The organism is Phenylobacterium sp. (assembly GCF_030680185.1).
Taxonomy (GTDB): Bacteria; Pseudomonadota; Alphaproteobacteria; order Caulobacterales; family Caulobacteraceae; genus Phenylobacterium.
Genome location: NZ_JAUXVZ010000035.1, coordinates 63,306 through 77,141, shown reverse-complemented (window position 1 = coordinate 77,141; position 13,836 = coordinate 63,306). Strand labels below are relative to the sequence as shown.

The window sequence follows — 13,836 nt, the reverse complement described above, 5'->3', positions numbered from 1 at the left end:
TGACGCCCGAACAGACTTCTATGTTTTTTGACCGGCCTCAGGTCTCGCCTGGGGCCAGGGCCTTGAGCGACAGGGCATGGACCGGGCCGGCCATCTCGTCGGACAGGGCGCGGTAGATCATGCGCTGACGGGCGACCTTCGGCGCGCCGGCGAAGGCCTGAGCCTCGATCAAGACGTTGAAATGGCTCTCTCCGCCGGGCCGCGCGCCAGCGTGACCGGCATGGCGCGACGACTCATCCTCGATCTCCAGGCGGGTCGGCGAAAAGGCCTCGGTCAGCTTTTGGTGAATGGCATCGAATATGGCGCCCATTGCTCACATCTTCAATTCTTCAAAAGTGCGGGCCTAGGCCCCATACTTGGGGCATGCCCGGCGCGTTTCAATACAAGCCCAAGTTCGTCGACATCCGCGTTCGCCCCCCCAAGCCCGGGGAGGCGGAGCAGGCCGACGACGTTTTCGCCCTGAAGCCCGGTGAACGCCGTTGCGATCACCCCGGTTGCTCCATGCCCGCGGCGGCCCGGGCGCCGAAGTCCCGGGAGATGATGAACGAGCACTATTGGTTCTGCCAGCCGCACGCGGCGGAATACAATCGCAACTGGAACTTCTTCGCCGGCATGAGCGAGGGCGAGATCAAGGCCCGCCAGGAGCAGGAGCAGACCACCGGCGGCCGGCCGACCTGGGACTTCAAGGCCAGCCGTAACTCGCGAGAGTCGGCTACGTTCGCCAACAACTTCGCCCGCGGCAAAGGTGGCTACCAGGACCCGTTCAACATGTTCGGCCACGGCGGCGCCCACAGCCCCGGGCCGCAAGCCGCGCCGGCGCGCAGGCTGGGCAAGATCGAGCGCAACGCCCTGGCCGATCTGGATCTGGACGACAACGCCGAGGGGCCGGCCATCCGCGCGCGCTATACCGAACTGGTCAAGCGCTGCCACCCCGACGCCAATGGCGGCGACCGCTCGGCCGAGCATAAGCTGCAACGGGTGATCAAGGCCTATCAGGCCCTGCGCAAGGCGGGCATGGTCTAGCCAGGCACGGGGGGCGAGGCGTTGAGCGGCGAACCGACCATCGTTGAGGCCAGGGCCGCCCGGGATGCGGCGCAAGGGCGGGGGGCGCTGGCGCAGCGCCGTCTCGCCGTGCGCATGATGGCTGGAACCCTCGGTCTGATGGCTCTGGGCGCCGCCCTCCTGATCCCGCCGCCGGCCGCCCCCGGCGCCGGGGAACAGGCCATGGCCAGCTGGTCTTCCCTACGCTTCCCGGAGCCGCCGCCCCAGGCCCCGTCGCCCCTCGTTCAACGGATCGCCGAGCTTGGCGTGAGTTTCAACGGCCGGGCCGGCATCGCCGTGCGCGATCTCGAATCGGGCTGGACCGCCGCCCACGACGGCGACGCCCTCTATCCGCAGCAGAGCGTCAGCAAGCTGTGGGTGGCGATCAGCGTGCTGAACGCCGTCGATCAGGGTGCCCTCACCCTGGACGACCCCGTCATCGTCCGGCGGGACGACCTGTCCATCTTCCACCAGCCGATCCGCGAGCATGTGGGGCGGCAAGGCTATCAGACCACCGTCGGCGCCCTGCTGGAGAGCGCGGCCACCCGCAGCGACAATGCCGCCAATGACGTGCTGATGCGGCTGGTGGGTGGCCCTGACCAGGTGCGTGCGGTCATGACGGAGAAGGCCCTGGGCGCCATCAGCCTCGGGGATGAGGAGCGCTATTTCCAGACCCGGATCGCCGGCCTCGACTGGCGGCCGGAATTCTCCTTCGGCCGCAGCTTCTGGGACGCGCGGGCGGCCATGCCGCAGGAGGTCCGACGCCAGGCCCTGGAGGCCTATCTGCAGGACCCGGCCGACGGCGCGAGCCCGCAGGCCGTGGTGGCCGCCCTGCATCGCCTGCAGGCGGGCGAGCTGCTGTCGCCGCAGTCCACCGGCCATCTCCTGGGCCTCATGGGCGCCAGCCAGACCGGTCCCAAACGCCTGGGCGGCGGCCTGGCCGAGGGTTGGCGTCTGGCCCACAAGACCGGCACCGGCCAGGTCATGGGCGCCCGCGCGACGGGCTATAACGATGTCGGCCTGCTGACGGCGCCGGACGGACGGACCTATGCGGTCGCGGTGCTGATCGCCGACACCGAAGCGCCGATCCCTGAGCGCCAGGCCCTGATGCAGGCCGTCACCCGGGCGGTGATCGAACAGCATCAGGCCGCAAGCCCCCTGCTCCCTCCCGACGACGACTTCGCGCTGGAGGCCTTGGAGACAGCCGATGTGGGCGCCGATCTTAGCCTGAGATCGGGTTTCCCGGCGCCTTCGCCTCGCCCTTGACCATGGCCTCGAAGTCGAGCCGGTCGCGGGGCAGCACATGGGGCAGCTCGGCCTGCAGGAAGGCGATCATCTTTTCCCGCACCTCGCAGCGCAGGTCGAAGGTGGTCGGCGCATTGCGGGCGCTGATCAGGCAGCGGACCTGCATGGTGCGTTCCGACAGGTCGGTGACCGCCAGATTGACCACCTGGCCGTCCCACAGGGGCGAGGCCTTGGCGATCTCCTCCAGCTTGGCGCGCAGCACGTCGATGGGGGCGGTGTAATCCACATAGAGCATGGTCGTGCCGATCAGGGAGGCGGTTTCCCGCGTCCAGTTCTGGAACGGCTGCTGGATGAAGTAGGTGAGCGGCAGGACCATACGCCGCCAGTCCCAGAGGCGGACGACCACATAGGTCGAGGTGATCTCCTCGATCCAACCCCACTCGTTCTCGACGATCACCGCGTCGTCGATGCGGATCGGCTGGGTGGTGGCGATCTGCACGCCGGCGATCAGATTGGTCAGGAAGGGCTGCAGGGCGAGGCCGGCGATGATGCCCGCGGCGCCCGCTGAGGCCAGGAGGCTGATCCCGTACTGACGAACCCCGGGGAAGGTCATCAGGGCGACGCCGATGGTCAGGACCACGATCAGGGTGCCGGCCGTTCGGGTCAGGATCCTGGTCTGGGTGACATGCTTTCGGGCCAGGAGGTTGTCTTCGGCGTCAAGCTTCAGACCCCGCACATAGAGCATGCTCCAGATGTCGAGGGCGGTCAGCGCGCTCCAGCCGACCAGGGCCACGAAGCTCAGCGCCAGGACGCGCCGCAGGGCCTCGACACCCCCCTCCCCCAGGTGGGCGAGGCTGGCGGCGGCGGCGACGCCGATGATCAGAGCCGCCAGGCGGGTCGGCCTGCGGAGCTTGGCGACCAGGGTGGACCAGTAGACGTCCTTGCTGCGCAGGCTGCGGCGGATCATCCGCGCCACGAGTTCATGCAGCAGAAGCCCGACGGCGGCCCCGACCGTCAGAATGGTCAGGTTCACCAGCCAGAGCGGCGCCCAATCGGGCCGGTAGGAAAAGATCAGATCCGCCATGGGGAGACTCTCAGGGCGCCGCGGGGGCCGGAACAAGGCCCCAACGCCAAAGACGCCCGAGAGATCGCAGCTTCAGGGCCAAATCCCGACCGAAACGCCTCGGCGCACGCCTCGCAGGCGCCGACGGTCGGTCAGATTGTCAGGGGGCGAAGCTGGAGCGGGCCTTGATCCCCCAATGGCCGTCCTCGCAGGTGACCACATAGATGGAGTCAAAGCCGCCGATCACGCTCCCGTCCTTCCGATAGCGGGTGAAGCGGGTGTTGATATGCACCTTGTCCGGCCCCGAATGGATGATCTCGCGCTTTTCCCAGGCCGAATGATCCCAGTCCTTGAGTGAGGCGTGGTCGAAGGTGGCCTGGGTCTGGTCGCCCTTGTTGATGATCCGCATCGTGTTCGACGCCAGGCGGATCGAGGGAAAGTTGAAGGTCTGTTCGAAGGCTTTCATGTCACGGGCGTTAAACGCGGTCATGAAGGCGTCGAGGCAGGCCATGGCGGCGGCCTCGGATGGTTCGTTGCGGCTCATCGGCTCCTCCCGTCGGCCTGTGATCGGCCGTGCGGGAGGAGCTTAAGCGCGCGAAGGCGGCGATGAGAAGGCGTTCAGGACTCGGCCTGAGACCAGCCGCCGCCCAGGGCCTTGAACAAGACAATCTGAGCATCGGCCACCTGGGCCTGAGACAGGGCCAGCTGCGCCTGAAGCCCCGCCAGGGTCCGCTCGGCGTCAAGGACGCCCAGGAAGCTGTCGACGCCCGCGTCATAGCGCATGCGAGAGAGCCGGGCGGCGCGTTCGCCCTGGTCGCGGGCCCGCTGCAGGGCCGCGCGGCGGTCGAGAGCCTTGGCGTATTGGGTCAAGGCGACCTCGGTCTCCTGCAGGGCCGTGAGGTTGACCTGCTCGAAGCTCGCGAGGGCCGCATCGGCCGCCGCCCCCGCCTGGCTGATGCGCGAGCGCGCCGCCAGGATATTGGGGAAGCTCCAGGAGATCAGGGGACCAACGCTGAACTGGTAGTCGTCGCCCAGGTCCGAAGCGTCCGCCCCCAGGGTCGAGATGCTGCCGCCCAGGGTCACGCTGGGATAGAGGCTGGCCGTGGCCACGCCGATGCGGGCGGTGGCGGCCGCCAGCCGACGCTCGGCGGCGCGGACGTCGGGGCGCCTGGCCAGCAGGGCGGCGCCGTCGCCGACGGGAATGGCCGTGGTGACCTCGGGCACGACGTTGCAGGCCAGGGCGGCGATCGGCGCCTGGGCCGGCGGCCGGCCGGTCAGCACCGCCAGGCGGAACAGGGCGCTGTCACGCTGCGCCTCGAGCGGCGGCAGGGTGGCGCGGGTGGACTCCAGCTCGGTCTGGGCGCGGGCCACATCGAGGCCGCCGCCGCGGCCAAGCTCGAACTGGCGGCCGGTGAGGTCGGCGGTCTCCTGCTGAAGATCAAGGGTCTGCTGGGCCGTGGCGATCTGAAGATTGGCCGCGCAGAGATCGGCATAGGCCCGGGCGGTTTCGGCCGCCACAGTGACCCTGGCGGAGTCCAGGAGAGCCTCGGCTGCGCCGGCGTCGGCCCGTGCAGCCTCTACCGAGCGGCGGACCCGGCCAAAGAAATCGACCTCATAGGCGGCCTCGAAACCGGCCTGGAAGCTGTCGCTTTCGCCATAGGCGCCGGTCACCGGATCCTGCTGGCGAACCCGCGCGGCGCCCGCCGTCGTGGTGGTCGAGGGCAGGAAACCGACGCGGGCTTCGCCCAGGGCCGCACGAACCTGAGCCAGGTTGGCGGCCGCCACGGCGATGTCGCGGTTGGCGCTCAGCGCCTCGGCCACCAGGTCGTCCAGCAGCGGGTCCTGATAGAGCCGCCACCAGTCGTCGGGCGCCTGGGCGCCGGTGAACGGACCATCGGCCGCGGCGATGAAGGGGCCGGCCTCGGCGGTCCCCGCCGGCGGGACCTGGTAGTCGGGGCCAGCCGCACAGGCTGACAGGAGAGCCGCGCCGGCGAACAGGGCGGCCAGACGGGACGGGATCACGGACGCGCCTCCGGGGCTTGGTAGGTGATGACGCCGGGTTCGGCGCCCAGGTCGGGGGTCGGCTGCGGGCCGGTCTTGCGCCCAGGCAGGCGCTCGGCGAGACGGCGGCAGACCACATAGAAGACCGGCGTGAAGATCAGGCCGAAGATGGTCACCCCGATCATCCCGAACACCACCGAGGTGCCGAGCGCTTGGCGCATTTCCTGGCCGGGGCCCGAGGCGATGGCCAGGGGCAGCACCCCGAAGATGAAGGCGAACGAGGTCATCAGGATCGGCCGCAGTCGGGTCTTGGCCGCATGCACCGCCGCATCGAAGCGGTTCATGCCCATCTGGTCCTCGGCCTGCTTGGCGAATTCCACGATCAGGATCGCGTTCTTCGCGGCCATGGCCACCAGGACGATGAGGCCGACCTGGGTGAGGATGTTGTTGTCCATGCCGCGCATCCAGACCCCGAGCATGGCCGCCAGAATGCTGAGCGGCACGATCAGGATGATGGCCAGCGGCAGGGTGAAGGCTTCGTACTGGGCCGCCAGCACCAGGAAAACGAAGACCACCGCCATGGCGAAGACCAGCAGGGTCGTGTCCCCGGCCGCCTGCTCCTGATAGGCGAGCTCGGTCCACTGGAAGCTGACGCCGGCCGGCAGGGTCTCGGCGGCCAGACGCTCCATCTCAGCCAGGGCCTCGCCGGACGAAACGCCGGGCGCAGCCCCGCCGATGATCTCGGCGGACGGGGCGAGGTTGAACCGCACCACACGGGCCGGACCGGAGTCGTCGCGCAGGGTGGCGATGGAGCCCAGGGGCGCCATGCCGCCGGACGTGGTCCGGACCTTCAGATTGGCGATGTCCGAGACCTGAGAGCGGCCCGACGGTTCGGCCTGGGCCGTCACCCGGAAGGTCCGGCCCAGCATGTTGAAGTCGTTCACATAGGTCGAGCCCAGATAGGTCCCCAGGGTCTGGAAGACTTCCGAGGGCTGCACCCCCAGCAACAGGGCGCGGTCACGATCCACATCGGCGGTCACCCGGGGGGCGCCGGTGTTGAACTGGTTGAACACCCCGACGAGCTTCGGATTCTGGGCCGCAGCCCCGGCCAGTTGATTGGCCGCCTGCTCCAGGGCGGCATAGCCGACCCCGCCGGTGTCCTGGACCATCATCTTGAAGCCGCCGGCGTTGCCGAGGCCTTCGACCGGCGGCGGCGCCAGGACGAAGATATTGGCCTCTTCGATGGCGCCCATGCGCTGCATGATCATGCCGGCCATGTTCTGGGCGGTAAGTTCGGACCCCCGCTCGCCCCAGTCGGTCAGGCGGATGAAGATGGTGGCGCTGTTGGAGGCCATGCTGAAGCTGGCGCCGTCGAGGCCGACGAAGGCCGCGATGTTCTGCACGCCGTCCATGGCGCCGATCTCTGTGGTCGCCCGCTGCACCACCGCATCGGTGCGCTCCAGCGAGGCGCCAGGCGGCAGTTGCACGACGCCGATCAGCACGCCCTGGTCCTGCTCGGGGATGAAGCCCGTGGGCGTGTCGGTCAGCCGCCAGCCCGTGGCGACCAGCAGGACCACATAGGCGATCAGCATGATGAAGCTCACCCGAACCAGGCGCGCCGTCAGCCGCCCGAAACGGTCGCTGAGCCAGTCAAAGCCCTTGTTGAAGCGGTTGGCTGCGCCGGTGAGCGGCGCCATCCAGCGCGGCCCGTGCGGCGCATCGCCTTCCCGATGCGGCTTGAGCAGCAGGGCGGCCAGGGCCGGCGACAGGGTCAGGGAGACCAGCAGGGAGATCACCGTCGCCGCCGCGATGGTCACGGCGAACTGGCGGTAGAACATCCCAGGGATGCCCGAGACGAAGGCCGTGGGCACGAACACCGCGACCAGCACCAGGCTGATGGCGACCAGGGCCCCGGAGACTTCCTTCATGGACCTGTGGGCCGCCTCCCGGGGCGAAAGCCCCTCCCGTATGTTCCGCTCTACGTTCTCGACCACGACGATGGCGTCATCGACGACGATGCCGACGGCCAGAACCAGGGCGAACAGCGACAGGGAGTTCAGCGAATAGCCCAGCGCCAGCTGCACGGCGAAGGTGCCGACCAGAGCGATCGGGATCGCCAGGATGGGAATGATCGCCGCACGCCAGGTGTGCAGGAACACCACCACCACCAGGACGACGAGCAGCACGGCCTCGATCAGGGTGTGCTGCACCGCGCTGACCGAGGCGGCCACGTATTCGGTGGGGTTGTAGGGGATCTGGTAGCTCAGGCCGTTCGGGAAGTTGGGCTCGAGGTCATCCATGGCCTCGATGATGCCTTCGGCGGTCGAGAGCGCATTGGAGCCCGGCTGCTGCAGGACGGCCATGGCCACCCCCCGCTCGCCGGAGAAATAGCCGCGCACCCCATAGTCCTGGGCCCCGATCTCCACCCGCGCCACATCGCGCAGACGGATGGTGCGGCCTTCGGCGTCGCGGCGCAGGACCACGTCGCCAAAGGCTTCAGGGGTCGAGAGACGGCCCTGGACCTCGACGGGCAGCTCGCTGGCGACAGCCGCGCCGAAGGGCGGCTGGCCGACGGTGCCGCCGGCGGCCTGCAGGTTCTGGGCGCGCAGGGCTTCGACGATCTCGTTGGGCGTCAGGTTGCGTTCGGCCGCCTTGCCGGGATCGATCCAGATCCGCATCGAATAAAGGCCGCCGCCGAAGATCTGGACCTCGCCGACCCCCTCGACCCGCAACAGCCGGTCACGGACGGTGGAATTGGCGTAGTTGCCCACATAGTCGGCGTTCAGATTGTCCGCATCGGCGGTCAGGCCGACCACCATCAGGAAGCCGGTGGACTGCTTGTTGACCACCACGCCGACCTGCCGCACCTGCTCGGGCAGCCTCGGTTCGGCCAGGCTGACCCGGTTCTGGACCAGCACCTGGGCGGAATCCAGGTCCGTGCCGGGCTGGAAGGTGACCGTGATCTGCACCATCCCGTTGGACGAGGACGAGGTCATGTAGATCATGTCCTCGACGCCGTTGATCTCCTGCTCAAGCGGCGCGGCGACCGTCTCGGCCAGGGTCTCGGCCGAGGCGCCCGGATAGTTGGCGATGACCGCGACGGTCGGCGGCGCGATATCCGGGAACTGGGACAGGGCCAGCAGCGGATAGGCGAAGATGCCGACGAGGGTGATGAACACCGACAGCACCCCGGCGAAGATCGGGCGCTCGATGAAGAAGTGCGACAGACGCATGAAATGCGGTCCCGGAAATGCAGTCGGAAGGGGTGTGGATCAGTTAGCCGGGGTGGCCGAGGCTGGCGGGGCCGAGGTCAGGCGCGGCTGCTCGGCGCCGCCGGCTTCCTGCCGGGCGATCTTGCCCGGCTGAACCTCGACCTTTTGGCCCGGCATGGCCCGTTGAAGGCCGCCGACGATCACGCGGTCGTCGGGCCGAAGGCCGGTGCGCACGACCCGCAGGCCGCCGCTGGCGGGCCCAAGCTCAAGCGCCTTGACCTGCACCGTGCCCTCGCCATCGACCACATAGGCCACCCGGCGGACCCCGTCGGTGACGACGGCGGTCTCGGGGATCAGCAGGGCGGGATAGGCGTCGGCGCCGACCATGCGGCCCTGGCCAAACATGCCGGGCTTCAGGAAACCGTTGGGGTTGGCGATCGTGGCGCGCAGGCGCACCGCGCCGGTGTCCTGGTCCACCAGGGCGTCGACGAAGTCCATGCGACCGGTCCAGCGGTACTCGGTCTCGTCCTGCAGACGCACCTGCACCTGAGCCCCCTGGCGCTGCGCGGTCTGCCGCTGATACTTCAAAAGCTGAGCTTCGGAGGCGTCGAAGGCGAAGTGGATCGGGCTGATCGACACGATGGTGGTGAGGATGTCGCCCGAAGAGGCGCCGCCGCTGACCACATTGCCGGGGTCAACCTGGCGTTGGGACACGATCCCGGAGACCGGCGCGGTGACCCGGGTGAACTCAAGGTCAAGACGGCGCGCCCGCAGGGTCGCCTGAGCCACCTGGGCCTGAGCCCGGCGACTGTCGAATTCTTCCTGCGAAATGGCCTGGGCTTCGAGCAGCCCCTCGGCGCGGGCGAGGTCGGCGCCGGCCAGATCGGCCTGGGCCTGGGCGGCGGCGAGCGCGGCCTGAGCCGGCCGCGGGTCGAGGGTGAAGAGCAGCTGGCCCTTGCGAACGCTCTGACCGTCCGTGAAATGGACGCCCTGGAGGTAGCCGCCCACTCGGGCGCGGACCTCGACGCGCTCTGGCGCCTCGAAGCGGCCGGTGAAGTCGTCCCAATCGACGACCTCCTCCTGCAACGGAACCGACACCGACACCGTTGGCGTCGGCATGCCCTGTCCCGCATTTGGGTCCCCGCCGCAGGCGGCAAGACCAAGGAAGCTTGCTGCGAAAACCGCAGCCACAAAGAGTCGTCGCATGCCCTATCCCCGAGGCTAGCGCACCCGGTGGAGAGCCGGGCCATGTCATCAGTTGGTGACTTCTAGGTGGGAATGCGTTTCTATGTCTACAAGTGATGACAAAAAAATATTGGAGGAAAATTTTTGAGCCCGCCGATGACCCCCGCCCGGACCCGGAACGCCGCCGCCACGCGCACCGCCATTCTGGAAGCCGCGCGAAAGCGTTTCGCCCACGAGGGCTACGATCAGACCGGGGTCCGTGAAATCGCCAGCGACACCGGCGTCGATGCGGCTCTGATTTCCCGCTATTTCGGCGGCAAGGAAGAGCTGTTCGCCGAGGTCCTCTCCTGCGCCCCCAACATCGCCGAGTTCCTGGAGGGCGACCGGGAGTCCTTCGGCGAGCGCGTGGCCCAGATGCTGGCGGTCGAACCCATGCGCGAGGAAAAGTTCGAACTCTTCCTGATCATGTTGCGGTCAGCCTCCTCGCCCAAGGCCGCTGAAGCCATCCGGCGCCATTCGCACGACGCCTTCTATCAACCCCTGGAGACCTGGCTCGGGGGCGACGACGCCGCGGTGCGCGCGCGCCTGTTGTCCTGCGTTATGATGGGGGCGACGATGAACCGGGTGATCTACGAGGACTACCTGCTGGACGGTCAGCAGCGGCAGGAGCTCTGCGAGGCCCTGGCGCGCACCCTCGACAACTATGTGAGCGGACCGGTCTGAGGCGAACCATCGCGCCCCGGCTAGCCGGAGGCGGGAACAGGAAGCTTGGCTTATCCGCTACAGGGGCTGGCCTTAAGGGAGCCGCCCATGTTTCCCAACCTTCATAGTCTGGTGGTGGCTGTCGCCACGCTGCTCCAGTATTTTTCCGTCCTGGTCCTGGTGCTGGCCGTGATCGGCGCGACGGCGGTCTTCGCGGCTCAGGGCGTGAAGCGCCATGACTGGCGCGACGCCTTCGACCAGTACCGCGCCAATCTGGGTCGCGGCATCCTGCTGGGGCTCGAACTTCTGGTGGCCGCCGACATCATCGCCACGGTGACCGAGCCGCTAAGCTTCGACCGCGTCGGCCCCCTGGCGGCCATCGTCCTGATCCGGACCTTCCTCAGTTTCGCCCTGGAGACGGAGATTCAGGGCCGCTGGCCCTGGCGCCGGGCGGACGCCGAACCAGGCGAGGCCAAGCGCTAATCCGCCGTCCACGCTTCGGCCACCTGAAACATCTCCCGCCAGTCGAATACGTCGAGCTTGCAGCAGAGCAGCCCCGTAGAGACGGTCTCCAGATAGCCCCACCGCCAGATGGCCTCGGCGTCCACGCCCGTACGGGCGGCCAGCCGGGCGCAGCGCGCCCGTCCCGCCGCCAGCGGGTCGCCCCCCTCCAGCAGAACCTCTGGCCACTCACGCATGATGACGCCCAAGTCGTAGGCTGGCTCGATCAGGAGCCCGTCGGGATCTATGAACTTGAACCCGCCGCCGTCCGGGGCCTGCAGGGCGTTGGCCGGATGGGCGTCCCCGTGGGCCAGGACGGCGCGCGCAGGATCATGCGCCAGCGCCCTGTCTGCGGCATACTCATCGGCGCGAGCCAGCACCGCAGGCGACAGGGGCGCGCCCAGGGCCTGGGCGGTTTCTGCGATGAACCGGCCCAGGCGGCGCGCCTTCTCTGCGCCGTCCATCAAGCCGCCCGACGGAACCGGCGCCCGCCACACCGCCATCAACGCCTCGCACAGGGCGTCCATCTGCGCCTCAGGGGTCCAGCCCAACAGGTCGAGGCGCGTCCCGAGCCGCTCCAGCAACAGGGCATGGGCCGCCTCGTCGACGGCGTAGAGTTCCGCAAAGCCGACCCCGCCGGCGGCCTCCAGCACCCGACGTTCGGCGCCGAGAAGATCGGCCCAGGGCGGCGCGATCTTGAGAACCGCCGGCCGGGCGCCTGGCAGCGTCACCGCTATGGCCACGGCTTCGCTGCCGCCATCCAGGATGTGGACGCTCTCCAGGCGCCACAGCGACTCTAGCCGCTCCAGGATCTGCGGCAGGGCCGCCAGCCAGGCCCGCCCCCGTTCCCCCTCGTCCAGGGCCCGTCGCTGAACCGCCTCCGGCAGGCGGCCTAAACCGCAGACCCGCTCAGACCGGGACCTCCCCGGCCACGGTGGTGCGGTGCATGACCCGCAGATGGCCGTCATAGCCGCCTTCGGCCAGGTGCACGGTGCGGCGGTTGTCCCAGATCAGCAGGGTGTCCCTGGCCCAGCGGTGGCGGAAGATGAACTCATCCTTCGTCATGTGCGCAAACAGGAAGCCCAGGATCGCCTGGCTTTCGGCAGGCGTCAGGCCCTCGATCCCCACGGTATAGACCGGGCTGACGAACAGGGCCTTGGCGCCGGTGACAGGGTGGGTGCGCACCAGCGGATGGGTGTGGGTCTTGTCGGCCTCCTCGGAGACGATGATCTGCATGGTCCGCTTCTCGGTCTCCCGGGCGAAGACGCCCTTCGTCCCATAGGCGCGGCCGGCGCTGTGGATGGCGCGCAGGGGCGCCAGCATGTCCTGGAAGGTCGGCGACAGGGCGGCGTAGGCGGCCGTGCAGTCGGCGAACAGGGTGTCGCCGCCGACGGGCGGGATCACCTGGCCATGCAGCAGGGTGGCCGCCGGCGGCGTGGGCTGAAAGCTCCAGTCGGAGTGCCAGCCGGCGCCGAAATTGGTCGCCTTCTCGTCAGGCTCCCGCCGCAGCTCCAGCACATTGGGCCGGCCCGGCATCGGCGCGATGAACGGATCGACCCCGAAGGGGCCGAACTGAAGGGTCACCGCCTCCAGCTGGTCGAGGCTCAGCGGCTGGCTTGGAAAGCTCAGCACCCCATGGTCGGCCCAGGCCTGGCGCACTGCGTCCATCACCCCGTCGGGCAGCGGCGCGGCGAGGTTGAGGCCCGTGACGACGGCGCCGAAACCCGAGGCCGTCGGGGTCACTTCAATGTTCGAATTTGGCGTACGAACCCTGTCGAGCATGGCGCCGGCGTCTCCTCATTGTTTTTGATCGGCCGCCCATGAAACACACGTTTGCTTTGCGAGCGTAACCCTGTATGCGAACCTCGTCATGAGCACGATTTCCCAGACCCACGACGACGACCTGTTGACCCTCGTCCCTGACAAGAAGGTCTCCGTACGCGAGACTTTCGGCGTCGATATGGACATGACGGTGCCGGCGTTTTCGCATCGCGACAGCCACGTGCCGGAGATCGACGACACCTACCGGTTCGATCCCGAGACCACCAAGGCCATCTGCGCGGGTTTCGCGTATGACCGCCGGGTGATGATCCAGGGCTATCACGGCACGGGCAAGTCGACCCACATCGAACAGGTCGCCGCCCGCCTCAACTGGCCGCTGATCCGGGTGAACCTGGACAGCCATGTCAGCCGCATCGACCTGGTGGGCAAGGACGCCATCGTCCTGAAGGACGGCAAGCAGGTCACCGAATTCCGCGAGGGCATCCTGCCCTGGGCGCTGCAGCGCCCGATCGCCCTGGTCTTCGACGAGTACGACGCCGGTCGCCCGGACGTGATGTTCGTCATCCAGCGCATCCTGGAGGCCCAGGGCAAGCTGACCCTGCTCGACCAGAACCGCGTGATCCGCCCGAACCCCTTCTTCCGCCTGTTCTCGACGACCAATACGATTGGCCTGGGGGACACGACGGGGCTCTATCACGGCACCCAGCAGATCAATCAGGGCCAGATGGACCGGTGGTCCATCGTCACCACGCTGAACTATCTCGACCACGACGCCGAGACCGAGATCGTGCTGGCCAAGTCGCCCAACTACGACACCGCAGAGGGCCGCCGGACGATCAACGCCATGGTCCGCGTGGCCGACATGACCCGCAACGCCTTCATGAACGGGGACATCTCCACGGTCATGAGCCCGCGGACGGTGATCACCTGGGCGCAGAACACCGAGATCTTCGGCGGCGACGTGGCCCTGGCCTTCCGCATGACCTTCCTGAACAAGTGCGACGAACTGGAGCGCGGCACCGTGGCCGAATTCTTCCAGCGCGCCTTCGGCCAGGACCTGCCCGAGAGCACGGCGCGGGTGCGGGTGGCCTAAAGCCGCTCAGC

The 13,836-nt window shown here is 68.4% G+C and carries 13 protein-coding genes; 5 read left to right on the top strand and 8 right to left on the bottom strand.

The window, feature by feature from the left end; genetic code table 11:
* Nucleotides 1-37: 37 nt before the first annotated feature.
* Nucleotides 38-310, bottom strand: a complete 273-nt coding sequence (locus Q8L83_RS08710; protein WP_305286048.1) for a BolA family transcriptional regulator — start codon at nucleotides 308-310, stop codon at nucleotides 38-40.
* Between the two features lie 53 nt (nucleotides 311-363).
* On the opposite strand from Q8L83_RS08710, the gene Q8L83_RS08705 reads away from it, so the two are divergent.
* Nucleotides 364-1,023, top strand: a complete 660-nt coding sequence (locus tag Q8L83_RS08705; RefSeq protein ID WP_305286047.1) for a J domain-containing protein — start codon at nucleotides 364-366, stop codon at nucleotides 1,021-1,023.
* Nucleotides 1,024-1,044: 21 nt separating this feature from the next.
* Nucleotides 1,045-2,307: a serine hydrolase gene (locus Q8L83_RS08700; RefSeq protein ID WP_305286046.1), complete on the top strand. Its 1,263-nt coding sequence runs from the start codon at nucleotides 1,045-1,047 to the stop codon at nucleotides 2,305-2,307.
* Here the strand turns inward: Q8L83_RS08700 and Q8L83_RS08695 are convergent.
* The 5 genes from Q8L83_RS08695 to Q8L83_RS08675 all read right to left on the bottom strand — a co-directional run bounded on the left by Q8L83_RS08695 (nucleotide 2,264) and on the right by Q8L83_RS08675 (nucleotide 9,681).
* A complete protein-coding gene (locus tag Q8L83_RS08695) occupies nucleotides 2,264-3,370 on the bottom strand; it encodes a mechanosensitive ion channel family protein (RefSeq protein WP_305286045.1) in 1,107 nt (368 codons plus the stop codon). The two genes, Q8L83_RS08700 and Q8L83_RS08695, sit on opposite strands and share 44 nt — an antisense overlap.
* A 139-nt stretch (nucleotides 3,371-3,509) precedes the next feature.
* The gene (locus Q8L83_RS08690; RefSeq protein WP_305286044.1) at nucleotides 3,510-3,893 is read right to left on the bottom strand and encodes a hypothetical protein; all 384 of its coding nucleotides are present in this window, start codon (nucleotides 3,891-3,893) and stop codon (nucleotides 3,510-3,512) included.
* 74 nt (nucleotides 3,894-3,967) lie between these two features.
* Nucleotides 3,968-5,371: an efflux transporter outer membrane subunit gene (locus tag Q8L83_RS08685; protein WP_305286043.1), complete on the bottom strand. Its 1,404-nt coding sequence runs from the start codon at nucleotides 5,369-5,371 to the stop codon at nucleotides 3,968-3,970.
* Nucleotides 5,368-8,583, bottom strand: coding sequence for an efflux RND transporter permease subunit (locus Q8L83_RS08680; RefSeq protein ID WP_305286042.1), 3,216 nt, complete (start codon nucleotides 8,581-8,583; stop codon nucleotides 5,368-5,370). Before Q8L83_RS08680 ends, Q8L83_RS08685 begins: the two co-directional genes overlap by 4 nt.
* Nucleotides 8,584-8,622: 39 nt before the next feature.
* A complete protein-coding gene (locus Q8L83_RS08675) occupies nucleotides 8,623-9,681 on the bottom strand; it encodes an efflux RND transporter periplasmic adaptor subunit (protein ID WP_305286041.1) in 1,059 nt (352 codons plus the stop codon).
* Between the two features lie 222 nt (nucleotides 9,682-9,903).
* Between Q8L83_RS08675 and Q8L83_RS08670 the strand changes: the two genes are divergently transcribed.
* Nucleotides 9,904-10,470 carry a TetR/AcrR family transcriptional regulator gene (locus Q8L83_RS08670; RefSeq protein ID WP_305286040.1) on the top strand — a complete coding sequence of 189 codons (567 nt, stop codon included), beginning with the start codon at nucleotides 9,904-9,906 and terminating at the stop codon, nucleotides 10,468-10,470.
* Between the two features lie 87 nt (nucleotides 10,471-10,557).
* Nucleotides 10,558-10,932 (top strand): DUF1622 domain-containing protein, encoded by a 375-nt coding sequence (locus Q8L83_RS08665; protein WP_305286039.1) that lies wholly within the window; start codon nucleotides 10,558-10,560, stop codon nucleotides 10,930-10,932.
* On the opposite strand, the gene Q8L83_RS08660 is transcribed toward Q8L83_RS08665, so the two are convergent.
* Both Q8L83_RS08660 and Q8L83_RS08655 read right to left on the bottom strand, forming a co-directional pair.
* A complete protein-coding gene (locus Q8L83_RS08660; protein ID WP_305286037.1) occupies nucleotides 10,929-11,918 on the bottom strand; it encodes an aminoglycoside phosphotransferase family protein in 990 nt (329 codons plus the stop codon). The two genes, Q8L83_RS08665 and Q8L83_RS08660, sit on opposite strands and share 4 nt — an antisense overlap.
* Entirely contained in the window at nucleotides 11,860-12,732 is an 873-nt protein-coding gene (locus tag Q8L83_RS08655) for a TauD/TfdA family dioxygenase (RefSeq protein WP_305286035.1), read from the bottom strand. The genes Q8L83_RS08660 and Q8L83_RS08655 overlap by 59 nt, the downstream gene beginning before the upstream one ends.
* Before the next feature lie 88 nt (nucleotides 12,733-12,820).
* Here Q8L83_RS08655 and cobS point away from each other — a divergent pair, with 88 nt between their 5' ends.
* Nucleotides 12,821-13,825: a cobaltochelatase subunit CobS gene (cobS, locus tag Q8L83_RS08650; protein ID WP_305286033.1), complete on the top strand. Its 1,005-nt coding sequence runs from the start codon at nucleotides 12,821-12,823 to the stop codon at nucleotides 13,823-13,825.
* Nucleotides 13,826-13,836: the final 11 nt, after the last annotated feature.